Here is a 23,844-nt window from a genome sequence, read left to right on the forward strand (position 1 = left end):
ATTCATGAATACGAAAGTATATTATTCAATCGTTTCAAGTGTGAGATTTAGCCGTAACGAGGAAAATAGGAGATTGATAGAAAATTACATAAAGACAGGAGAACCAAATTTTTTAATAAGAGAGGATGATTATGGAGAGTGCTTTGAGGTTGATTTTGAAAAAACTATAAATGAAGATGTTAATGAGAATTGGTTACTAGAAAACATAAAGGAGTTTGCTAAAAAATATAAAATTACGGAATTTGAAGTGTGGAAAAAATATGAGGGGAATTCTGTTTTTGACAAAGGGTTTGGTATTACTGTAGAGGGTACAATGGATGGCCCAATCATTAAGTTAAAAGAATCGTATTCAGGAACGATAGTTGATTGGAACTTCTCCTGGATCAAGGGTCAAAGAACTTACGAAAAAATATATTTTTAAATTTCGTTTTAATACTAGAAAGGTAGTGTAAAAATGTCTCAAAAAAGTTTATATATGATTGTCCGTGTAGATCAAGTACAGAAGAAGGTTCACCTACAAAAGAATTTGTTTTATAAGCAAGTCGTAGTGAACGTTTCTGAAGAAGATGCAGCAATGTATGAAGGATTATTGGAGGAAACATCAGCAAATGAGAGCTTGCCATTTGTTGAATATGATGAAGAACGAGGTGTGATTGGATAATGGCTTACAAAAAGAAAAACTTTACACCTAAGACAAAAGAGCAAATTCAAGAAGAAACAAAAGAAGTTATGGATAAAGTTCTGGCGGATATTACAAAATACTATACGTCACCAGAAGATATGTTAGAGTTGGCTAATTTCATGTCTAAATTTAGTGATTATTCTCCTAGGAACATGCAATTAATTAAATCTCAGTTCGAACATTCTTATGCATGTGCAAATTATAAAACATTTAAAGATGCAGGTTTTCATGTGAATAAGGGTGAAAAGGCTATGAAAGTATTTCATCCTTATATGAAAGAATTTGTAAGAGATCCGCAAACAAAGGCAGTCATTCCTTTGAAAAATTTAACAGAAGAACAGAAAAGACAAGTGGAAAAGGGTGAGCTGAAGGTACAAAAACAAACAACTTATTATTTAAAAGCTACAGCGTTTGATATTTCGCAAACGAATGCTAAACCTGAAGACTTGCCTAAAATATTTCCTAATCGACAGTTCAACTTTGAAGTGACGGACGAAAATAAAGAACTATTGAAGTTGGGGATTAAAGCCCTGGCGGAAAAAGAGAATATTAAAATTAAGATGATGGGGGATAGAGATGCATTAATAGATGAATTAGGAAATATTCACGGTTCGTATGTTCAGACTATCGATGGTTCTCGCTCTGAGATTGTTATGAACACTCGAAATACTGAAACAACAGAATTATCTGTATCTATACATGAATTAGCACATGCAAAGTTACACAATGTAAAGGTAGATCATTCTGATCATACACCTACAAAAGAATTCGAAGCGGAGTTAACTTCTTATGTTGTATGTAAGCATTATGGTATGGATACTAGTGAAGTAACTGTCCCTTACATTGCTCAATGGACAAAAAATGGACAGGATATAGAAGAGAAAGATAAATCTATAATGCGTGTTCATGAAACAGCAAGTAGCTTTATTAATACCATTGATCAGAAGATTTCTGAACTACAAAGGGAAATGGAAAAGAACATGGAGCAAAGCAAAGGAGAAATCGATGATGTATATTTAGTGCGCTATGGCGCTTTAACGAGTACTGAAGAGGAAATTGTAACTGTGCATGATTTACGTGAAAGAGCAGGTAGAGATAAATCTTATAATGATGTAGAAAACGCTAAGTCTCTAAATGATAAAGAGTATATTGAAGAGTTCAATAAAGTAAATAAAGTAAATTGTATTGCGTTAAATCATAATGAAATTAAGAAACCTATGGTTGTTATCCAATGGTCTGAAGCGGATTTAGAAACAAACAAAGCAATTCCTTTTGGTGAAGCAAATGAAATGATAAGTAAACGAATTGCAGAAATAGATATTGAATCTGAAAAAGCAAGGGAGAAAGGTGAATTTGTTCCTTATGATAAAACTCGCTATCATTTAATTTTACCAAAAGAAATGGATAAAGATTTTCAGCGAATGGAAGTAATCACAATGGATCGATTAGATTTAGGCGATGGCGGATATAAGTCTCCGTATGAGCAAATATTAGATGAAAAAGGATATTTATCAGATGAAGTAAAACGAGCGTTGAAACAAGAAAAAAATAGTTATAATGAACAAACAATAGGTCAATCTAGTCCTGAAAAGCTAAGAGCAGTAGATCATACTGTGATTGGTGAGAATCAACAGGACAAGGTTGACCATTTTTCTTCTAAAGAAACAGAACAAGATGAAGATACGGCTGCTATTGATAAGCAAGAAGCAAGAAGAATGGCACGAATGGTATACATGCAGCAGATGGAGAGATGAAAATAATTAAAGAGGATGAATACAAAAATGGAGAAACACGTTATTAGACTTCATAATAATAAACATGATGCACATTTGATTTTTCATGCAACACCTACAAGAGCACAAGAATTTTATGATCATCAATGGTATATTACGCAAAGTGAAACTGTAATTGGAGTGCCAATTAAAGATGAATGCTATGAAATGCTTATATTAACAACTGAATTAATAAAAGAGGAGGGGTATGATGGTTTATACCTATATTGTAAACGCACTGATAAAAGAACAGGAAAAGAAAGTAATACAGAATTAATAAGACTATACTCTAATGTAAATAAAATTATTGATTCTGATACTATTTTTGATCATATAAAGGAATATGATGAACACGGTATGATTACACCAATTATTAATCAGTAAAAGCACACCTGAAATTTGAAAGGGTGTGTTTTTATTTTGTATCACTAATCGATAAGGAGAAGAGAAAATAATGGATACCTTTGAAGTAGTAACGGACATTTAGCAAAATTTTATCTACAGAAAATGAAAAAAGTGAGGGTGCAGCTGTTGATAATAGGAAAATGATGGCACGTAGGGCGTATATGCAACAATTGGAACGATAAATTCAAGATTCCAAAAGAATGGTGTTAAAAGGAAAGGGAGGAGATTGAGGAATGGCTTCTAACGATTATTTAGATGCGAAAGAAGAAACTAAAGAATTTATGCAAATGGTTCTTAATGATATCAAACGATATTACTCTTCGGTTGAGGGGATGTTGGAGTTAGCTGAATTTATGGATAGATTTAGTAACTATTCAGCTAGAAATATGCAGGTGATTAAATCGCAATTTCCAGAAGCCTATGCTTGTGCAAATTATAAAGCATTTAAAACGGCTGGATTTTCTTTGAAAGATGGGGAAAAAGAAATGAAAGTATTTCATCCTCGCATAAAAGAATATGTGAGAGATCCCGAAACGAAGAAAGAAGTTCTTGTTAAAGATTTAACAGTAGAACAACAAGAACAAGTGAAGACAGGAAAGTTAAAAGTAAAGAAAGATATAAGCTATTATTTAAAAGAAACAGCTTTAGATATTTCGCAAACAAATGCTAACATTGAAGATTTGAAGAAAATATTTCCGAATCGTCAATTTAACTTTGAAGTATCGGATGAAAATAAAGGTTTATTGATAACTGGCCTTCAGACGTTGGTTGAAAAAGAAAAACTTGTGAGTAGGGCGTTAGAACACAATGCTTATGAGTTAGAAATCAATTCTTTAGATGTAGTTATTCGTGAATTAGTACATGAGAGTTTACATGATAAAAAAGGGAAACAAAGTGAAGAGACTCAAAATAGGGATTTTGAAACTCAATTAGCTTCATATATTGTTTGTAATCATTATGGGATAGATATGAATGAAGCTATTGTTCCTTCCATTGATCAATGGATACAAAGTGATCAAGAATTGGAACAGAAAGACGCATCCGTTATGCGTGTACACGAAACCGCAAGAACTTTTATTAATACAGTAGATCAGAAAGTATCTGAATTACAACGAGACATAGAAAAAGAGTTACAGACAGATAAGTTAGGAATAAACAACGATAATGAACAAATAAGAAATTCATCTAATCCTGAAAATCTAATAGAAGAAGAACATAGTGTAAGCGATGAAGAGAAACAGGAAAAGGTTGACCTTCCTCTTTCTCAACTAGAAATTCTAAAAAGCATACAGGAAAAGACAGAACGCTCTGTTTCTGAAAAAATGGGGTTGGATTTAGGTAACCATTGGAACTATGTCTCAGAACAGGCAGGGTTGAATTCGAAAAATCGTTGGGAAGATTATGAAATTCAACTATCAGAAGATGGTCGAGTTTTAGAGGATATTCGCCCTAATATGATTTTGAGTCTGGGTGAATTACACACTATCGTGAATAAGTTTGGGACAAAAGAAGAATCTGAGAATTTAGACGTAATTACAAAAAAACTCGAACCATATTATGAGGCGGAATTGTTGGAAGAGGAATTTTTCAATACACATATTGCAAAAGTTTCAGTAGATCGACAACAAAATATGAAAATAGAATGTGCATCTGAATATGTGAAAGATAATCATGATAACTTCGATTTTAATCATTCAGTATCTGAAGCAATTGATCGTATTAATCAGTCTATTATGGAATCGCATAAGGAAGTAGTATTGCAGCAAGAAACAAATATCAATAATGAACAAATAAGAGGTCAATCTAATCCTGAAAAACTGATAACAGTGGAATTTACTGTGAACGGTGAAGAGAAACAGGGTGAGGTTGACCTTTTTGTATCTAAAAATATAGAGGGGAATGAAGATAAAAGCATGAGTAATCACATTGAGAATGTACCAGGGGAAAACAAACATCTAGTGACAATTGAGGTACTAGATAAAAATATAAAGAATGAAGAAGTAGCGAGTATACACATGATGGATGCAGATACAAAAGAATTTTATGATTTATCGGTTTGGCATGTTGATGAATCAAATCGTAATGATTTATATATTGCTCCAATGGAGCAAAACGGTGAAAGAGATACTGTCTATTTAGAGGACGTTTTAAAGCATGATGTATATGAAAAAGTCCAAGATGCCATTTTTGATGGAAAAGGACATCAGTCCTTTGTTATACACCAAGAGAATGCGAAAGTTAACCTGGATGAGCTTGTAAAAGGGGAACGATATGGCAAGTTAGTTGAAAAGGTGGAGCAAAAAGATTTTAACTTCAAAGACAAAGAGGTAGAGATATATAAAGAAATGAAAAAAGAAGGATACGAGCCGATTAAAGTGATAGAGAAACAACTTGAAGATTCAGGCCTTGTTCATGTTCCATCAAGTGGAAGCAATAAGGAAGACGTATATCGAATGGGAGATGCAAGAACGATAGAAACTGAAAGAAGTGGAGGTACTAATGTGGTGAAAGAAGATAAAGATACACCAGATGTTGATAAAAGATATGTAGGGACTGAAAAAGTATATTCGAAAGAAAATAAACAGGTAGATCAAGGGAAAGAACAAGACCGTGAACAAGCAAGAAGACGGTATATCATGCAACAAATGGGTGGAAGAGATTATTAATTCGTATGGAAAGTAGTGTAGAACATGCAATATAGAACACATTTAACAACAAGTATGGTGGTAGCATTACCTGTCTTGACTTTTACAGATGCATTGACTGTAACTAACATTGCAGCTGTAGGTTTAGGCGCTTTACTACCTGATATAGATGAACCAAATTCTTTTATTGGTCAAAGAACCAGGGGTGTATCGGACCTGATTCATGCAGTATTTGATCATAGAGGAATGACACATTCACTTGTAGGGATAGCATTTATATCTACTTTGATGCTTTTACTAGCCAATGTGACCACCCTCTCATTTACAACCGCATTATGTTTGGTTTTTGGGTACTGTCTTCACATTATCGAGGACAGTTTTTCTGTGAGTGGAGTAAAGTGGTTACTTCCATTTTCTAAAAAGCGTTATCAAAGTGGATTCCATGTCATATCCTATCGTACCGGTGGATGGGCTGAGATGGGTGTATTTCTTATTAGCGTGATTATTTTGGCTGTTGAAATGAAATGGTTCGGTATGAAGCATTTGAAAATTCCTGACGAAAATATCTTAGCTGTAGTTTTAGATACAATAAATAGTTTTATACGAAATTTGAAATGAATCATCAGAAATTAGGAAAAGGACTGTGTATACATACACAGTTTTTTTTATTTTATCGGAGGGGTTATCGTGGATCACAAAAAACAGGATGTAAAAAAATATACAGAGGAAGAAATAAAAAAAGCGGAAGCGTTAGATATTGTAGATTATTGTATGCAAAATGATATCCCTGTAAAGAGCGATAGTGAGCGTTATTACCGTTTGGCTGAACATGATAGTCTAATCATCGATAGAAAGAAAAATCAGTTCTACTGGAATAGTAAGGGTGTTAACGGGAATATCATTAATTTTGTACAGGAAGTAGAAGGGGCTTCATTTCCAGGAGCGATGCAGCGGCTACTTGAAGGTGAAAATGATTATGAAAAAACTTCAGATATTACATTTGTAACAGAGCCATATGATTATGAAAGTTTTTCTCAAAAAGAAGTACCTCATTTTGACAGAGCAAGGGAATACCTGGTGAATGATAGGAAAATCGATCCTCAAGTTGTAGATGCATTGCATAATAAAGGTTTGATTAAGCAAGATAAGTACAATAATGTTCTGTTTCAATGGAAAGATCGTGAGACTGGAGAAGTAATGGGGTGTTCTGAGCAAGGTGTTGTGAAATCAGACAAATACAAGCGTGGAACATGGAAGATGATTCAAAAAAATTCGACTCCTAATTATGGATTTAATGTGTTGAATGGTGAGCCGAGGAATTTAAAATACTTTGAATCATCTGTAGACCTTTTAAGCTACGCTTCGTTGCATAAACAAGATCTACAAGATACGCATTTAGTTAGTATGGAAGGACTAAAACCACAAGTTGTATTTAACTATTACATGAAGAGCTGTGAAAGAATCGGTGATGTTCCTGACAGCCTTTCGCTTTGCGTTGATAATGATAAAGCAGGAAGAAACTTTGTAGATAGATTGAAGTATTTCCGATATGAAAAAAATGATGGAAGTATAGTTGCTTTTAAACCTGAATTCCCTAAAGCTCCTTCAGAAGAACAAAAGTGGGATTGGAATGATGAGTGTAAGCATGTAGCGAAACAGCGGGATCAAGAGAGGCAGGTAGCTTATTTGCGGCATATGAGTAGAGAAAGATAAATTATAAAAGTATAAAATTATAAAAGTATAAAATTATAATTTTATAAAAAATAATCAAGGTCGATATTGAATTATTTAGCGATATTATGTATAATCTAAGTATGAAAGACATGGAGCAGTTTTTCGGAGTGCGCTCGGCTAAATAAATAAACCGATACAAGACACGGAGCGGTTTTTCGGAATGCGCTCGGCTAAATAAAAAACCGATAATGATGGATTTTAAAAGCACTTACTTTGCTGTAAGTGCTTTTTTGTTTGAATTAGTTCAATATAGTGAGATTCAATATTGTAATATCACAGGTTATACGATATAGGTTTTTTTATGCTAAGGCACTTACTTTTGTAAGTGCCTTTTTTATTTGAAAGGGAGACAATTATGGAAACAGGTGATTATGTAAAAATTAGTGATCGATATTTTAAGGATAATCCGAATTTAAAAGAGAGATTGTACAATAAAGAAGAGCGCAGAATGTATATAGGGGTTGTAGTAAAACTTTCGGACCAATTAAATGTTTGTGTTCCTTTTCGTACAAAAGCACCAAATAATAATCGTGTAGTAGAGCATGGTACTTTTTCCATACCTTCAGAAACGAGACCGAATGCTTGTTTAGACTTAACAAAAGCTTTGATAATAAATAATGAGAGTTATTTAAGTGTCTTGCAGAAAGAAAGGGTTGCAATCCCCACTGTGCAGAAGGCTAAAATCAATGAGAATATTGATGAACTTGATAAGATGTTAAGGGGATATATAAAAGGATATAAAAAAGATTATAAAGAAAACATACGTAGACCTGAAAGAAGGAGAGATCCTTTATATCAATTTAGTACTTTGCAAAATTATCATAAAGAGCTTGGAATGATAAAAGAACAGGAGAAGTCAATAGAACAAGCAAGAAGAATGGCATATATGCGCCAAATGGGGCGTGAAAGATAAGGTTTATTGAGAGCAGCATAGTGTTATATGTTGTTCTTTTTGTTTTATAACAATATTTCATATGGATTAAAGGAGTGTATGAGTATGACAATTAAATTAGAGGAATCCTTAGTACCATTAGTGAATAATTTAAAAGCGATTTTTTTGGAAAGAGCAAATCGTGATTGTGTAATTGTTGATATAAAAAATAACAAGGACTTACAGGAAGAACTATGGGAAGCGTTTGCTAATATGGTGTTAACTACTGAAATAGATTTATTTAATCCAAACATGCATGAATTTTTAAACTTAATTCTTCCCCATATTGCGTTTAATGTGGATTCTTTAGTAGGTTTTGAAAAAACGGTCAATGAATTAAAAGAGATTTTGGCTAAATATAATACTAAATTTGAGGTGAAGCAATATCTTCCTTGGAAAGGACAAAATCTAATTGTACATTTAGGTACACCAATACTAGGAAGTGAATTTCAAGTTAGAGAAGTCGTAAAAACTTTTTGTGAAACAAATTTATATGAGCCAGTTGGAATAGACTCTTTATCATTTAAACCAACTAAAGAATCTTATTATGATTTAGGATTCTATGGTGATGAAAAGTATAAGGAAATTCCATGTTGTGAAAAGTGGCTAAAAAAACTAAATGAACATATAGAATTCAGAAATGATACTTTGGTTTTCCCTTGTGAAAAAGTGAAAGATTTAGGAGATAGGGAATTAATTCGAAGTGAAAATGAATAGTAAAGTTAAGAGCAGCATAGCGATATGTTGCTCTTTTTTTGTTTGGGAAGGGGTGGCATAGCGCCATAAATGATTATTGAAAATTTAAAAGCTACTTTGACTTTATAAAAAGTCGAACAAGACTTATACCATATAAAATATAGGATAAAGGAGATTGACTTAAAAATGGAATACACATTAATTATTGCAGAAAAACCGTCGCAGGCAAAAGCATATTCGGAGGCTTTCCCGAAAGTAGAAAAGAAGGATGGGCATTTTTATGTACCACCTTGTTCATTAATGCCAGAAGGGGCGAATATTACCTGGGCGTATGGTCATTTAGTTGAATTGAAATCACCTCAAGATTATAAAGAAGAATGGGAAAAGTGGGATCTATCCCAACTACCTATTTTACCTGAGAGATATGAATATAAAGTATCGGCTGATAAGAAAAAGCAATTTAATATCGTGAAGAAATTAATGAAGGAAGCTAGCGTAATATGTAACTCATGCGATATAGATCGCGAGGGTGAAGCAATTGCGAGATTAATCATTCAGGAAGCAGGTTGTTCTTCTAAGCCAATAAAACGCCTTTGGATAAACAGCTTAGTAGTCGATGAAATCAAAAAAGGATTTCAAAATTTGAAGCCAGGTTCGGATTATGAAAGTATGTTTGCTGAAGCACAAGCTCGTCAAATTAGTGATTGGATTATAGGCATGAACGCTAGTCGATTATATACACTTCTGTTGCGTCAGAAAGGTGTTCAAGGGGCTTATAGCGTGGGACGTGTGCAGACGCCCGTGTTATGCCTGATTAATCAACGACAACAAGATATTAAGAACTTCAAACCGTCACCGTTTTTCGAGTTGGAAGCACAATTCAAGGCGATGAATGGTACGTATAAAGGACGATATAAAGATAGATTTAAAACAAAAGACGAATTAACGATGTTATTAAAGCAACACCAACTTTCTGAGAGCGGAAGTCAACAAGGAGCGGTTAAATCGGTGGAAGTGCATCCTAAAAAACAAGAAGCACCGAAACTGTTTTCTCTTTCTTCCTTACAAGCTTTGGTCAACAAAAAATATAAGTATTCACCAGCTGATGTTCTAAAGGGGATTCAGGAGTTATATGAAGCAAAATTAGTAACATACCCTCGTACAGATTGTCCTTATATTACTGAAGGTGAATTTGAGTATTTGAAAAATAATTTGAGTGGTTATCAGTCGATTGCAGGAGTGAGCTTTCAACCTCGTTCATTAGAGCCTAATAAACGTTATGTCGATAATAAGAAAGTTCAAGAGCATTATGCCATTGTTGCGACAAAGAATATTCCTTCTAAGAACACAATAAATCAACTGACAGAAAAACAGCGCAATCTGTACATGGAAGTGTTGAAAAGTGTATTAAGTATGTTCCATACGCCTTATGAATATGAAGAAACAGTAATTACAACAGATATGAATGGATTGCTTTTCACAACGAAAGGGAAGGCAGAAAAAGCATTGGGATGGAAAGAACTTTATGTAACAGATAAGATAGAGGAAGAAGACAAGGAAGAACAAGAATCCCTTTTACCAGTAGTGAAACAAGGGGAATTTGTCCAGGGTCAATTAAAAACAAAAGAAGGCATGACGACAGCGCCTAAGCCTTATACAGAAGGACAATTAATAACGATGATGAAAACTTGTGGGTCTTCCGTGGAAGACGAAGAGAGCAAGGGGATTCTCAAAGAAGTAGAAGGTTTGGGGACGGAAGCAACTCGTAGTGGAATCATAGAAACGCTGAAAAAACAGGCATATATAGAAGTGAAGCGGAACAAAGTATCTGTTACACCAAAAGGGGAAATCCTTTGCCAAGCCGTGCGAGGAACTTTGTTGGCAAAACCCGACATGACGGCACAATGGGAAGGATATTTGCGGAAAATAGGGAAGAAACAAGGGTCTAAAGATGTGTTTGTAGCGAAGACAGGGGAATTCACGAAACAATTAATAGAAAATGCTACAAAATCATTAGATCAGCTTCAAATCGATAGCAAAATCCATGAGATGAAAGAAAAAGATTCAGTGGGAAAATGTCCGAAATGTGGGAAAGAAATTGTGAATCGTAAAACGTTTTATGGTTGCAACGGATATAAAGAGGGTTGTAAGTTCTCAATACCAGGAGAGTTTTTAGGAAAGAAAATAAGTGAAACGAACGCTAAAAAGTTATTAGAAGGAAAGAAAACAGGACTTATTAAAGGGATGAAGGGGAAATCAGGTAAGGAATTCGATGCTTATCTGAAGCTGAATTCTAGTGGGAGGATTGAACTTGAATTTGCTAAGAAATAACCAGGTTAGGGTTTTAGGAAAAGAGAAAGAATCAATCTTGAAAACAAATGCTATTTTTCAAAAAGTTAAATGGATCGTACTTGCGGCTGGACTTGCAGTTTTGTCTAGCCTGTTTTTTTCTTATATAAAAGAGTTGTTATCAATCGGAGTTGGCAACGTAGCAACCACGAATCAAAGGATCGAGGTGAATCCTTTACATATTTTAGTACCTTTGTTGATAGCACCTATAGTAGAAGAGTGGTTTTTCCGTAAGAAATTAACCAATCTATTCAACAAAAGATTGAGCAGAATAGAAGCGATTCTCTTTGCCAATGGATTATTTGCTTTCGTTCATTTAGATTGGTTCTTCTTCCCTTACTTTGTGAATGGGTGTTTATATGCATGGAGTTATGAAAAGACAAAAAGTTTGAAAGTACCGATGTTAGCGCATATCTTATATAACTTATTTGTATTTTTGATGACAAGCTATCTAGTAAATTAGTATGGTGTTACAGTAAGAGACTAGAAAAATATATTAAGGTAATCAAAGTGACATAGCGATATGTCGCTTTTTTTACGTTTATAAAATTATAATTTTATACTTTTATAACTTTATAACTTTATAACTTTATAATTTTATAATTTTATAAAATTATACTTTACTAGAGAATGTGGTTGGTTTAAAATCAAGTTATGGATGTAATTGGATACTGTAATTTCAAGGAGGGTTTATCATGGAAGAGTATGAGCATGAGTATGCATGTGAATATTGTGGAGCTGGATTTAGTGAAGAGGGATTATACAATAACGAAACTTGTGATGATTGTGCGGTAGAACACGGACTTTTAGATTAAAAGAAATATATTGTTTTTCAACCTACACTATAGCTAAGTGATAATGAGTTAAGGCTATAGTGTTCAACTTAAAGGAGTGGGAAAATGTCGAAAATTATACTTATGGTGTTAGCAACTGTCTGTGGAATCATAGGATATATTATCAGATTGCCTAAAGAAAATCTAAGAAAAGACAAATGGAACGTTGTATTAGGATTAGGGCTAGTTGTATTAAGTTTATGGGGTATCTTTGGTGTAGCTTATTTCATAGTGATTAATTGGAACTAGATGAAAAGATACTTAGGTTAGCAAAACAATAGATGCAACTTCAAATGGGAAGAGAAGATTTTAATCAAATTTGAATTTTATAGAAGAGTGGAGGAGGTAGGGACGGTGTGTTAAATATCTTTAACACATAAGCATTTGTACCTGTGAATTTTGTAAAGAAATTGGTGGGTGAAGAAAATCCCCACTGAATAAATTTTGAGGTGGGAGTTTTATCACTGTTAATAGCGGAAGAAAGGTTGTTTTCCCAACATCAGTAGAACCTGAATAGCAACAGTAAAGGCCTTTAAAAGTCGAGAGATAAAACCCTTATCAATGCTTTGAAAAAATGTACTAAATTCAAATAAAGTTATTTAATAAGGAAGGAAGAGATGATCGATGAATTACATGTTATGGAGTGAGTATGGTGAAGATTCAGGAATACTTGATGATTATGAAGACACATTGAATGAATGGAAAGACAGAATTATTAAGCAAAAGAGAAAGGATAGAATTGAAGTACTTGCTTTTGATGAAAGCAAAGGAGAAACTCCGGATGATGCTAAGTTTATCCTTTGGCTTTCTGTACATAAGGATGAAAATGGTGAACTGTTTTGGAAGGAAAAAACAAGTATAAAACTTGAATATGTAACCCCTGTACGCAATTTTAAAAATGATTAATTTTTAGATAACAAAGCTAAGTAAATTTAAACAAAAGCGTAAGCTAATAAAATTTGAATTTTGTAGAAAAGAGGAGATGGAGCAATTGAATAATAATCAAAAGCTTTATGAAGTGAAGATAGAAAAAAATGTAGATAAAACATCACTAGAACCTTATGAATTTACTATTAGAATTCAGTATACAGATGAAGCATTTCAAGAACGTATGAAAAATGTATTAGAAAAATCACCTATAGTGCTGTGTATTCAAGATAGGGGGATTTTATCTAGTTTAATAACTAAAAGTAAACAGAAGGTTTTCTTTGGCGACTGGGAAGAAATTAAAGAACTAAATAGGAATTCGCTTAGAAATACAATCGAAATATTCAACTTAAAAAATGACAAAAATACATTTTGTTATAAAAAATGTGAAAATGGTGAAGAAGAAATTCATTTGATACAAAAAGCTCTTGGGAAATTTCTGGAAAACGAGAGTAAAGTGTATAAATCTATTTAAGAAATTAGATGTATAAACAAAAGATAGATAATAACGTTGATTTTTAATAAAAGCGTTATAATGACACCGCTTATGACAGCTGTTGCTGTTAACAATATGCTAGATTCTAATAGTGAGTTAGATAGTGGATGTGTAAGAGAAGATCAATTAAGTGAATCGAGTTACTGTAGTAGTAGTTCGGATTATAACTCTGATTGATGGATGGGTTTGTAATTTGAATCATATTATTTATTTTGATTGTAAATATGGAAGGGGACACAGCAATGAAACAAAAACAATTTAATCCAGTGAAAAAACAGAATAAATGGAAGAAACCTTTTATGGCAATGGCGACAGTAGCAGTACTAGGAGCAGGGATTTTTAGTGTGAAAGCTCCTATGATAAGTTCAAACGTTGTGTATGCGGATAGTGAAACATACAGAGTGACAGCTTCATCACTAAATGTTCGAAGTGGAGCGAGTCCAAGTACAAAAAGCTTAGGATTTGTATATAAAGATCAAACTCTATCGGTAATTGGTCAGGAAGCAAATGGATGGTACAAGATTAATTTCAAGGGGCAAACAGGCTATGTGAGTGGGGCTTATGTGGAAAAAACAGGCTCTTCTACAAACCAAAATACAGATGCGCCAGTTGGGAAAAGGACAATTTTTATTGATCCAGGGCATCAAAGAAAAGGGGATTTATCTAAAGAGCGAGTATCACCATCATCTAATGAAACGAAATATAAAGTGACTTATGGAGCATCGGGTGTCGCAACGAAAAAGCCTGAGTATCAATTAACTTTGGAAACTAGTTTGATTTTAAAAGAGGAACTAGAAAAACGAGGTTTCCACGTTATGATGACTCGTACAACAAATGATGTGAATGTTAGTAACATTCAAAGGGCAGAAATGGCTAATAATGCAAATGCGAGCCTAACGGTACGAGTACATGCTGATGGTAGTGATGATAATTCGAGTGTAAAAGGATTTTCTATTTTAACACCTGAAAACACACAGGATACAAGAGGGATTTATCAAGATAGTTTAAAAGCTTCACAAACAATTTTAAATAACGTAAGGAATGGTGGCATAAATATTCATGGTAATGGAATCTTTAAGCGTAGCGATATGACGGGATTCAACTGGTCAAAAACGCCAGTAGTATTACTTGAAATAGGATTCATGTCAAATCCTACGGAAGACCGTTTACTTTCTGATCCAGCATACCAAAGAAGGTTAATGGCATTAACGGCAGATGGGATTTCTAAGTACTTCCCAAGAGATGAAATGAAGAAAGATGATATAACAGGTGGATGGTATGAGAATCATATTCGTGAATTAAATAAAAAAGGAGTTATGGTTGGGGATGGAAATGGTACATATTGGCCAGATCGTTTAGTAACAAGAGCGGAATTTGCGACATTAATTTCTAATGCCCTGAAATTACCACCGGGGAATGCAGGTTTCTATGATTTAAATGAAGCACATCCTACTTTGTGGGAGGGAATTAAGCGTACAGGAAGTGCAGGTATCGTTAAAGGTAGAGGGAATGGTATGTTTGATCCTAATAGCCCTATTAAACGTGATGAAGCGGCGATTATGATAGATAATGCATTGCGATATAAACAGATTGTAGGGCAAGTTGTGGATACACCATTCTCAGATCTAAATCATGCATATGATAAACAAGCGGTACAGCGCCTATATGGATTAGGAGTTGTAAAAGGGAATGGAAATAATCAATTTCTACCAAAAGGAACAGCAACTCGTGGAGAGGCAGCGGCTTTAATTAATCAAATGTTACAAGTTTAGATTGATATTTAGATGATGTGAAAAGCGACATAGCGATATGTCGCTTTTTTATGTGCAATTTGAGTTAGATACGATACTTTATCTTTTCAATTAATGACTTCTATTGTAGGTAAGTTGTCTTAACTCCTCCTTACGGTAATCCCTTTGTGAATTATTATATTTAAATGTATAATTGTATAAAGAGTTGTAAATTTTAGAATTGAGGTATCAATCATGAGAAGTTTAGGTTCATTAGTAATTTCTACTATATGCTCAGTAATCCTTATAATTTGGAACGGCTTTACCTTCTATGACAAATTCACAACTGGAAATACATATTTTTGGATTAGCGGCATCATAGGTATACTATTTCTTCTGTTCTTTATTAGAGACATGCGAGACATCATCAAGAAGAATTATAGAACTTCCACAGACTAGGTGTACAGAGATAATAAAGTTGTTCAATTTACAATAAAGTCATTTCTTTAAACACTAGAGAAATGACTTTATTAATTGTTTCGCTAAGATTGTAAAGAATTGTACTTAAGCCAACGTGGCAGTTTAGTTGAATGGAAGTGTTATAATATTATTAAAATTCAAGAAATGAAGGGTGAAAAATGAAGAGTATTAAAAGATTGGTTCAAGTCATCTTAGTAAGTACATCATTCCTAATTCTTAGTGGATGTTATTTCCCTAAAGATCAACTGAATCAACCAATACAAGAATATTTAAAAACAAACTATGGAATACAAGATGAGTTTTCTGTTATTCGGACAGATAATAATTGGCTTAATGGGATTGACCATCAAACTTATGTAGAAATTAAAAAGCCATATCGTACTTATCCGTTCCTAATGATTGAAAGAGGTACTTTGAAAATTTTAGAAGATGATAGTGACGATATCTATCTCGAACAATTCATTGGTGCATATATTGAGCAACATCCAGAAGTAGTTCAAGTAATGAAACAGATCATAAAAAAATATGGGTTAGTAAAATATCCTAATGAAGCTGTCCCAGAAGAAAATGGTCCTATTCGTATATTTCCTTACGACAACATCGAGTTAAATATAAGTAATTCTCAAGAGCTACTTGATGATTTTAAAAAGACTCAAAAGATTGATACTACTGGACTTTTACCTACATTAATACCAAGTGACCCCCGACGTGAAAATTATAATAGCAGGTATGTAGGTGTGGTGAATTTTCTATTTGAATTTGACATGAATAAAAATAAACACCCTATTCCAAAGGCCAAAGATCTAATTGAGGACTTTCAAAAAAGTGGGGTTTTAACAAAAGGGATATACAACATAGATATGTTAGTAGATGATTCAAATCCAGATCATTTTGTGGGATGGGAATATAATAATGTAGCTTTGTTTGAAGTCGATGAAAATGGTAAATATACCATAATTGCTACTCCTAAATATGATGATTTAGATAGAACTTACTATTATGGTGATTACGCAGCTGAAAAAAATATAAAATAGAACGATAGGTTAGTTGAAGAAGCGATGTGCTTATTATCTTCCACAATCGGGCGCGATTGTGGAGCAACATAGATAGGAAATGATCAAACTTTTTTATAAAAGAATGAACCAACTGAAAATATTAAGAGCGTGTTTTGATCAATCTTTTTTTCAAAACACGCTCTTTTCTATGATTGTTTATCAAGGTTATTAGTATCAATTTGATCAAACTTTGTTTCAAAGCTACAGTATAAACATTTAAAAGTATGGAATTATCAGTTGATTACCATAATGAGGTTGGAATTGTATGTCCATGGTATTTTTATGTTTTTTAATGGAGATTAAAGATACAGTAGGGATAGTTGATAAATATACCAAGTCTTTATTTTGATCAAAATAAAGGCTTGGTATATGGTAAACAAGTAAGGATCATATGGGGATTATAGTCAAATTTAATTTCAAACTAACAACTACTTTAAAATCGATGGGAAATTTAGTGTTTTGGATACCCTATATTAAATACCGAAAAACAATCTAAATATCCCGAATCCCATCATGAACGTCCCACATAATAATGGAAGAATATGCTTCTTTTTTGATTTCTCGTACACCCTGATTCCTCCATTTATAAAATTCACTCCAATTACCAAGAAAAAAATATTGAAATATAACTCATTTAAACCTGATGGAATGACTAATAAAAATACAATTACTAAAGTTGTATAATGAATCCACTTATTAGTTTTTTGATCCATTAAATCTCCTCCTTCAACCTATTAAATATATTATAAAATAATTATGGGAATATTACAAAAAAATGGTAGATTTAAGCTTATGATGTATTGTATAATAGTTTCAAAGGGAGGAAAAAAAATGAAAATTAAGAAAATATTAACAGGAGCTACAGTTTCTGCCATGCTTTTGGCAAGTTTTTCATCTATTGCGAGTGCAGAAGAAAATAACGGTAATGATATTTCTGCGAAGAATGATTCGATTCAGGTGATCAATACTACCATCTCACCGGAATCTCTTCTTTCAAATTCATCAGTATCTGATGATGATATTGGGGATAGTGGAACGTATACCTTTGAAGGGATTGATTATCAATATGAGTTTAAAGAAGATTTAACGAAAGGTATTAGAGAGTTCACCTTCGGTGAGGGAGAAGATAGATATGAAATCATTTACGATATGAATAAAGGTGAAGTAACTGCAAACGGAGAATTGGTTGTAAATAATGTCGTTACTAGATCATATTCAGTAAAAGATATGCCGCAACGTGCTGTTGTTATCGGAACAGATTATGGTGGGGGAGTTTACAATTACACAGGCTATGATGAAGGTTCGTTTAATACATTAGCCGCATCAGCTACTGTATTAGCTGGAGCTATCGCTGCGACAATTTTCAAGAAGAATCCAGGCGCAGCAGCATTAATAACAACAGCAGCGGGGATCATATCAGCGTTCCAATCAAATTACTTTACACTACACTGGAACAGATATTCTTATAGGAGCACAAAGAACACAGGGTATTATCAAACTAGCTATAACTTCTATAGGGATGCAGCGCATCAAAGACACATAAATAGCGTTAAACATTATCACGGTTTCATTAATTAATTCTACTTGTAAGTTTTATTCTGGACGGTTATTTGTTTAATACATATAACTATCTTTATGTATAATTTTGTTCAAGTGAGATTGTCAAAGCTTGATGCTAAAACTAATAGTTTAATTGAATAAGGTATTTGGTATTTGTTTAGGTTATAGAAGGAATATTTTAAACTATTAAAAGAAACCGTTTTGAGAATTGATCAAAATGGTTTCTTTTTTGTTTGTAAGTTGTTCACTTTAGAATTGTTATTTAGTTATCAGGGATTCTTTTTCCATCTTAGTTTACATGCCTGGAAAAACACTTGGAAAAATTCTTCATTATATAAAGGTAAGTCTGATAGATCTACTTTATATCCATTAAATAATGACTGTCCAGCCTTAACCAATGGTAGGGTTGTTCCAGTAAGTGCGCCAGGATTTACTCCTTTAATATCCTCTTCAGGAGATAGTAATTCACCTAATTACGAAGTTTTGGAAATTATCAACCAATTTCACCTAATATTTAGAAATACCTTCACTTTAAGTGGTGTGAATATTCTGTAATTTATTTATCAATTTACAGAGAGACTAGTATCCTTATATAATTTAATGAATTATGGTAATATTTAGAAAAATATAGATGTTTGAGGAGGACGTAGTGAAATGAGCACAGGTGTTTTCACGCATGAAGTAATTATGCAACAACTCAACGATTTTTATCAAATGATGTTAGCACAGCAATTGATAAAAGCAACTGAATTGAAAAAAGAAATAGATAAGAAAATAGAATACATTAAGCATGCAAAAGAAGAAGAGAAACAAAATCAAAACTTATTATTATATTATTCTTTGCTAGATTTCAAATACAGATTACTAACTGATCGAGTAAGCATTCGAAAAGATAGCTTTGATGCAATTGATACTATTGATGAAACAACAGATACACTCACAGCTTATTATTATCATTCTTTTAAAGCAGAACATGCTTTGATGTTTAGTAACTACAATGAAGCTAGAAGACAATATGAAGAAGCTGAAAGGTTATTAGAACATGTTTCTGATGAATTAGAGCATGCGGAGTTTAATCAGAAGTATGCTGTGTTACATCATCATATTTCTAATATGCTAACATCGATTGAATACGCAAATAAAGCAAAAGAAATCTTCGAAAAACACGCTGGATATGAAGTGAAAGTTGCCTCTTGTGAAAACACGTTAGGAACAGCCTGTATATTCTTAAAACAATTTGAAAAAGCTGAAGAACATTTGAATCGATCGATTGATATTTTACAAAAATATAATGAAGAAAAATTAATTTTAGTAGTAAGAAATAATTTGGGATTGTTATATGCAACACAAAAATTATCTAAATTAGCAATTCGTCATTTATCAGAAGTGACAGAGAAAATTCCAACTCATTTTAAAGCATTATTCTTGCAAGCACGTGAGCATTATAAGTTAGAAGAAACAAATACTGCACAAGAACTAATTAATAAAGGGTTAACAGTTTGTGAAGAAGTAGGAAATGAAGAGTATCTATATCATTTCAATATTCTACGTTCTCTTAATGAAAATGAATCAATTGAACTCGTAGAAGAAGAAGTGAAAAAAGGTATTTTTTACTTCAAAAAACAGGATTTATGGGACTTCGTAGAAGAATATGCAGAAGTATTAGCTGTAAGATTCCGTAAATTAAATGAGCATGAAAAAGTTAGTGATTATTTTGATGTATGCCACGAAGCAAAACAAAAATTACTAAGTAAAGGGGCACTGAAATGATGAAGAAAATTGTGTTAGCAACGCTAGGATTAGTAATAACATTAGTGGTTGGTTTAAATAGTGAAGGTGATACACAACATGCTCTGAAAAAAGAAGAAATTATACAATATTCACATGCTGATCATTTTTAATTAATACAAACAAAAGAGACCTCATTTTTGAGGTCTCTTTTGTTATAGGCTATTTGTTGGGATCTTTTTTTATCATTTGAATTTGAAAGATGTCACTGTCTTTTATGCCCAGGACTCGCATTTCTTCTTTTAATGAGCGCCAGGGTTCAATTTTGATAGATTTAGTGGTTGTTCGATCTCGTAAGGTATATTCGTGTATATAATAAAATTCCTCGCTTTTTCTCATGTGAATCCTTTGTTCCTCCTTTAAATAATCAAAAATCCGTAGGTATATAAAAATTACACATTAAGTAATTGTTTCTAATCTGTATTCACTTTGGTTTTCTTATAGTAATCGTAATATCTTTCTAAGGATAAGTAAGATTTAAATCCGATTTGCTGCATGATTTGTTCAGGGGTGTTTCTCTGTTTGATTTTCCTTAAAACAAAGGTGTTCCGAAAATGTTGGGAAGAAATTCCCTTTCGAAGATTAGCACGTTTCACTTCTAATCGTATCATCTTTTGTATAGATATTTCGGTTAAGTTTTTAGGTGCATCATCATCATAGCTCCAATGATATGTGCCACGAGTGAAATCGAATGCAACAAATAATGGATCGCTGCTGTGATACTTAGGACGAACAGGCTCAGGAATGGTTTTATAATAATCATATAAATGTAATTTGTCTTCTTCTTTCAAATGGATGGTACGATTTATTTTTGAGTCTTCAGGAATAGATAACGTGGTACTTTCAAAATGAACATGTTTCATTTGCAAAGAAACGAGTTCCTGTAAAGATAATCCGTAGTCAAGGAGTAATGTAACGATAGAAACATTTCGTTCTAAGATCATCGGGCGTGTAGTTCTCTGTTTTTCAGTTAGCCCCTCTAAGGAAGAAACGACTTCTTTTAGACGTTTTTCTTCTTTAGAAGATATAAAGTCTTTATCTCTTAATGAACGGTCTGGTTGTTCTATTTGTATTACACTTTCTATCGGACTAGGTAAATCCAATGACTCATAAAGTCGATTCAGGGCAATATAAATACGGTGTATAGTTTTATCTGAATAGTGACGTTCTTCTTTTAGATAATGGAAAAAATCTTTAAAGTCTCTTTTGTTTAGGGATTCCCATATATTTTCATCAATGACCCGATCAGTATTTTCTAACCAGGATAAAAAGTGTTTTACATCATATAAGTACCTTTTGATTGTTGAAGCTTTTCTTCCTCTTTCTAATAAAAAATTGGAAAAGTCTTGCGTTGTTTTTTCTGAAATTGTATTGGACATATATTTAATCACCTATTCCAGTAAATTTTGAGTGACCTCTAATCTCGCTTTTCTAATTTCTTCTATTAATAATGCTGCAATCATTTTGTATCTTCATATCTTTTAACTACGCTGTAGAATGTAGTACTAGGAAGATTGGATTTTTTCATAGCGGTTCTTGCTGTGATTTCCCCTTCTTTCCATTCTTTATAAGCTTCTTTAAATTCTTGTGTAATTTCAGTTTGGGGTCTACCTAAATGTTTCCCTTTAGCTTTCGCTAGAGCAATTCCTTCAGCTTGACGTTTTTTAATATCATGACGTTCTTTTTCGGCAAAGGCAGATAGAATAGTTGTAGTTGCCTTTTGGATTGCTCTTTGAATGACATCATTTGTAGCGTCGCCGTTATACGTTACGTTTATAAAAGATTCATTTAAAAACTGTAAATTTATTTTTTGCTCCTCATAATATTTAAATTCATCTAAAACATCATTCATAGTTCTTCCAAGCCTTGTCAATGAATCGAATACTATCGTATCACCTGTGCGAGCCATACGTTTCATTGTTTGATAGTATTCTCTATCCATATTACTTCCTGTTTTCTTATCGATAAAAATATCTCGTTCGTCAATTCCGATATTTTTCATATTTACAATTTGCCGTTCTTCGTTCTGATCCTTACTTGATACACGAACATATCCAAACTTCTTAGTAGTCATAATGATTGCAACCTTCCTAAAAAAAGAATCTTTTGTTTTTTGAATCTATTTGATTACTATTATACCAAAAAGTGTACCGAAAGGTATTGTGTATTTATAGAATGTACTGAAATTATAAAATAGACCTTTTGGAATGATTAATTTATTGTTTTTGCCTGTGTACGGAAAGGTATACCTTTTGGAAGGGGATAGATATGTAAAATTTAACATTTTGTTCATTGAACTTGTATGAATGCGTATATTATAATTTTAATAGAATGAATTATTTGAATTGAAAGAGGGGTTTTGATGTTTAGTAGCAAGAAGGATAGAATTAAAGATTATTTAGAAGATGAAGGATATAAGGTTAAAGAATATCTATACCAGGATGGAGATTGGTATCACTTTAAAGTAAATGAGGGATGGGGGAGAGTTTTGGTAATAAGGGTGAAAGAAACAGTTGGTTTTTTTTCAGGGGCATGGAGTTATTTGATAGAAAAATTATAGTAAAGTTTAATCCTGAATTTTTAAAAAATGAGGAGGAAGATAAATTGGGAAGAAATGATGTATGTTTTTGTGGGAGTGGCAAAAAACAGAAAAAGTGTCATTCAAATGTAGAACAGGAAAGTTACGTTGCTAATCTGTATGAAAAGTATTTTGAAATAGACAATATCATTTCAGAATATAGGGATATTCATAAAGGGTTTGAGAACCACCCATGCGGGAAAGGATGCTATAACTGTTGTTATGATGTATTCTCCATTTCTATGTTGGAATTTGAAATATTATTAGAAGAATTACGCAATATTGGTTTAGAATTTGCCGAGAGAATATTTGAAAAATCTCTGGAAGATTTAGAGGTACTGAGAATAAGTAATCCTGATTTATATAATAGGTTAGAAGAAGATGTAACTTTACAACAAGATGCAGCTTTTAAAGATGTTAATCTCTATTCAAAAACGGAGAGATTCCCGTTTTCTTGTCCAATGTTAGATGATAGCAAAGGGAGTTGTTTGGTATATAATAAAAGACCTATGATTTGTAGACTTTTTGGTACTACGCATGATTCGTTTTCACTTATGTTAGATAGTAGAGATGAGTCTTTGGTTTGTGAGCATATTCCTAGTGCGCAAGCTAATGTGTTACAAACACCTGAGGTTGAAAATTCTGATTTTAGGATAAATGAAATGTTGGAAACGAGATATTCAGGCGAAGTATTGTTACCGAGAGAATATCCGATCGTGTATTGGTTTAAAGTGTATCGTGATAAAAATTTGAAGAAGGGTAGACCTGTTTATTCTTCTCTAGTTCCGTCTTTCTATTATAAGAAACCAGGAAGTATTACACTTGCAGAATTGATGCCTTAAATGTTACTTGTAAGTAACGTGTGGTGTAATAAGTCGTTACTTATAAGTAACGGATGGGGTGTTTGGAATTGCTGTTTACATTAGACGAAATTATGACACCGAAAGAGGCTAGTAAGCGGTGGGGGATTAAACAAGATGCTTTACGTATGAAATTGAAGAGAATAAAAGATAGTAATGTATATGAAATGCTAATTAATGAAGGGAAATTAAAGTATTATAAACACGAAAATAATGAACGTGGTGAATGGATTATAACAGTAGAAGCAATGAATGTACTTTTCCCTAAAAATAACAAAATTTGAAAGTTCATTGAAAAAGAAAAGAATTTATTTTGATTAACC

25 protein-coding genes and 3 pseudogenes are annotated in these 23,844 nt (G+C 32.9%); 24 read left to right on the forward strand and 4 right to left on the reverse strand.

Features of this window, described 5'->3' with window-relative positions; translation table 11 throughout:
- Positions 1–4 precede the first annotated feature (4 nt).
- From MKX77_RS30130 to MKX77_RS30215, 18 genes and pseudogenes are all read left to right on the forward strand, one after another.
- Positions 5–421, forward strand: a complete 417-nt coding sequence (locus tag MKX77_RS30130) for a DUF5514 family protein (protein ID WP_341308690.1) — start codon at positions 5–7, stop codon at positions 419–421.
- A 33-nt stretch (positions 422–454) separates the two neighbouring features.
- Positions 455–661 (forward strand): DUF5511 family protein, encoded by a 207-nt coding sequence (locus MKX77_RS30135; protein WP_341308691.1) that lies wholly within the window; start codon positions 455–457, stop codon positions 659–661.
- Positions 661–2,436 (forward strand): LPD25 domain-containing protein, encoded by a 1,776-nt coding sequence (locus MKX77_RS30140; protein WP_341308692.1) that lies wholly within the window; start codon positions 661–663, stop codon positions 2,434–2,436. Before MKX77_RS30135 ends, MKX77_RS30140 begins: the two co-directional genes overlap by 1 nt.
- Before the next feature lie 27 nt (positions 2,437–2,463).
- The gene (locus MKX77_RS30145; RefSeq protein WP_341308693.1) at positions 2,464–2,838 is read left to right on the forward strand and encodes a hypothetical protein; all 375 of its coding nucleotides are present in this window, start codon (positions 2,464–2,466) and stop codon (positions 2,836–2,838) included.
- Between the two features lie 254 nt (positions 2,839–3,092).
- Entirely contained in the window at positions 3,093–5,525 is a 2,433-nt protein-coding gene (locus MKX77_RS30150; protein WP_341308694.1) for an ArdC-like ssDNA-binding domain-containing protein, read from the forward strand.
- A gap of 24 nt (positions 5,526–5,549) precedes the next feature.
- Positions 5,550–6,122: a metal-dependent hydrolase gene (locus MKX77_RS30155; RefSeq protein WP_341308695.1), complete on the forward strand. Its 573-nt coding sequence runs from the start codon at positions 5,550–5,552 to the stop codon at positions 6,120–6,122.
- A gap of 69 nt (positions 6,123–6,191) precedes the next feature.
- Positions 6,192–7,217, forward strand: a complete 1,026-nt coding sequence (locus tag MKX77_RS30160) for a DUF3991 and TOPRIM domain-containing protein (RefSeq protein ID WP_341308696.1) — start codon at positions 6,192–6,194, stop codon at positions 7,215–7,217.
- A gap of 376 nt (positions 7,218–7,593) precedes the next feature.
- The gene (locus tag MKX77_RS30165; RefSeq protein WP_341308697.1) at positions 7,594–8,151 is read left to right on the forward strand and encodes a hypothetical protein; all 558 of its coding nucleotides are present in this window, start codon (positions 7,594–7,596) and stop codon (positions 8,149–8,151) included.
- A gap of 84 nt (positions 8,152–8,235) precedes the next feature.
- A complete protein-coding gene (locus MKX77_RS30170) occupies positions 8,236–8,886 on the forward strand; it encodes a hypothetical protein (RefSeq protein WP_341308698.1) in 651 nt (216 codons plus the stop codon).
- Between the two features lie 165 nt (positions 8,887–9,051).
- On the forward strand, positions 9,052–11,196 hold the full coding sequence (locus MKX77_RS30175) for a type IA DNA topoisomerase (RefSeq protein ID WP_341308699.1): 2,145 nt from the start codon (positions 9,052–9,054) through the stop codon (positions 11,194–11,196).
- A gap of 37 nt (positions 11,197–11,233) precedes the next feature.
- Positions 11,234–11,677, forward strand: a complete 444-nt coding sequence (locus tag MKX77_RS30180; RefSeq protein WP_341308734.1) for a CPBP family intramembrane glutamic endopeptidase — start codon at positions 11,234–11,236, stop codon at positions 11,675–11,677.
- A gap of 994 nt (positions 11,678–12,671) precedes the next feature.
- Complete coding sequence (locus tag MKX77_RS30185; RefSeq protein WP_341308700.1) at positions 12,672–12,953, forward strand: hypothetical protein; 282 nt, start codon at positions 12,672–12,674, stop codon at positions 12,951–12,953.
- 85 nt (positions 12,954–13,038) lie between these two features.
- Positions 13,039–13,449 carry a hypothetical protein gene (locus MKX77_RS30190; RefSeq protein WP_341308701.1) on the forward strand — a complete coding sequence of 137 codons (411 nt, stop codon included), beginning with the start codon at positions 13,039–13,041 and terminating at the stop codon, positions 13,447–13,449.
- A gap of 60 nt (positions 13,450–13,509) precedes the next feature.
- Entirely contained in the window at positions 13,510–13,647 is a 138-nt protein-coding gene (locus MKX77_RS30195) for a hypothetical protein (protein ID WP_341308702.1), read from the forward strand.
- A gap of 179 nt (positions 13,648–13,826) precedes the next feature.
- Positions 13,827–14,684: pseudogene (locus MKX77_RS30200) on the forward strand (N-acetylmuramoyl-L-alanine amidase); the annotation flags it as partial.
- A 27-nt stretch (positions 14,685–14,711) separates the two neighbouring features.
- Positions 14,712–15,242: pseudogene (locus MKX77_RS30205) on the forward strand (S-layer homology domain-containing protein); the annotation flags it as partial.
- 213 nt (positions 15,243–15,455) lie between these two features.
- Positions 15,456–15,659 carry a hypothetical protein gene (locus MKX77_RS30210; protein WP_080013813.1) on the forward strand — a complete coding sequence of 68 codons (204 nt, stop codon included), beginning with the start codon at positions 15,456–15,458 and terminating at the stop codon, positions 15,657–15,659.
- A gap of 179 nt (positions 15,660–15,838) precedes the next feature.
- On the forward strand, positions 15,839–16,714 hold the full coding sequence (locus tag MKX77_RS30215; protein ID WP_341308703.1) for a hypothetical protein: 876 nt from the start codon (positions 15,839–15,841) through the stop codon (positions 16,712–16,714).
- A 494-nt stretch (positions 16,715–17,208) separates the two neighbouring features.
- Here MKX77_RS30215 and MKX77_RS30220 read toward each other — a convergent pair whose 3' ends face one another.
- Entirely contained in the window at positions 17,209–17,448 is a 240-nt protein-coding gene (locus MKX77_RS30220) for a hypothetical protein (protein ID WP_002198634.1), read from the reverse strand.
- A 118-nt stretch (positions 17,449–17,566) separates the two neighbouring features.
- Here MKX77_RS30220 and MKX77_RS30225 point away from each other — a divergent pair, with 118 nt between their 5' ends.
- Entirely contained in the window at positions 17,567–18,313 is a 747-nt protein-coding gene (locus tag MKX77_RS30225) for a hypothetical protein (protein ID WP_341308704.1), read from the forward strand.
- 251 nt (positions 18,314–18,564) lie between these two features.
- Here MKX77_RS30225 and MKX77_RS30230 read toward each other — a convergent pair.
- Positions 18,565–18,768: pseudogene (locus MKX77_RS30230) on the reverse strand (hypothetical protein); the annotation flags it as partial.
- 181 nt (positions 18,769–18,949) lie between these two features.
- Here MKX77_RS30230 and MKX77_RS30235 point away from each other — a divergent pair.
- Positions 18,950–20,065, forward strand: coding sequence for a tetratricopeptide repeat protein (locus MKX77_RS30235; protein ID WP_341308705.1), 1,116 nt, complete (start codon positions 18,950–18,952; stop codon positions 20,063–20,065).
- The gene (locus MKX77_RS30240) at positions 20,062–20,196 is read left to right on the forward strand and encodes a hypothetical protein (protein ID WP_286097038.1); all 135 of its coding nucleotides are present in this window, start codon (positions 20,062–20,064) and stop codon (positions 20,194–20,196) included. The genes MKX77_RS30235 and MKX77_RS30240 overlap by 4 nt, the downstream gene beginning before the upstream one ends.
- A gap of 300 nt (positions 20,197–20,496) precedes the next feature.
- On the opposite strand, the gene MKX77_RS30245 is transcribed toward MKX77_RS30240, so the two are convergent.
- Both MKX77_RS30245 and MKX77_RS30250 read right to left on the reverse strand, forming a co-directional pair.
- The gene (locus MKX77_RS30245) at positions 20,497–21,462 is read right to left on the reverse strand and encodes a tyrosine-type recombinase/integrase (protein WP_341308706.1); all 966 of its coding nucleotides are present in this window, start codon (positions 21,460–21,462) and stop codon (positions 20,497–20,499) included.
- A gap of 80 nt (positions 21,463–21,542) precedes the next feature.
- Positions 21,543–22,157, reverse strand: coding sequence for a recombinase family protein (locus MKX77_RS30250; protein ID WP_341308707.1), 615 nt, complete (start codon positions 22,155–22,157; stop codon positions 21,543–21,545).
- Between the two features lie 288 nt (positions 22,158–22,445).
- Here MKX77_RS30250 and MKX77_RS30255 point away from each other — a divergent pair, with 288 nt between their 5' ends.
- The 3 genes from MKX77_RS30255 to MKX77_RS30265 all read left to right on the forward strand — a co-directional run bounded on the left by MKX77_RS30255 (position 22,446) and on the right by MKX77_RS30265 (position 23,805).
- Positions 22,446–22,643 carry a hypothetical protein gene (locus MKX77_RS30255; protein ID WP_341308708.1) on the forward strand — a complete coding sequence of 66 codons (198 nt, stop codon included), beginning with the start codon at positions 22,446–22,448 and terminating at the stop codon, positions 22,641–22,643.
- Complete coding sequence (locus tag MKX77_RS30260; protein WP_341308709.1) at positions 22,616–23,503, forward strand: YkgJ family cysteine cluster protein; 888 nt, start codon at positions 22,616–22,618, stop codon at positions 23,501–23,503. Before MKX77_RS30255 ends, MKX77_RS30260 begins: the two co-directional genes overlap by 28 nt.
- A 68-nt stretch (positions 23,504–23,571) precedes the next feature.
- A complete protein-coding gene (locus tag MKX77_RS30265; protein ID WP_341308710.1) occupies positions 23,572–23,805 on the forward strand; it encodes a helix-turn-helix domain-containing protein in 234 nt (77 codons plus the stop codon).
- The last annotated feature ends 39 nt before the right edge of the window (positions 23,806–23,844 follow it).

Origin of the sequence: Bacillus sp. FSL R9-9410 (genome assembly GCF_038050385.1) — a bacterium.
Lineage (GTDB): Bacteria > Bacillota > Bacilli > Bacillales > Bacillaceae_G > Bacillus_A > Bacillus_A cereus_U.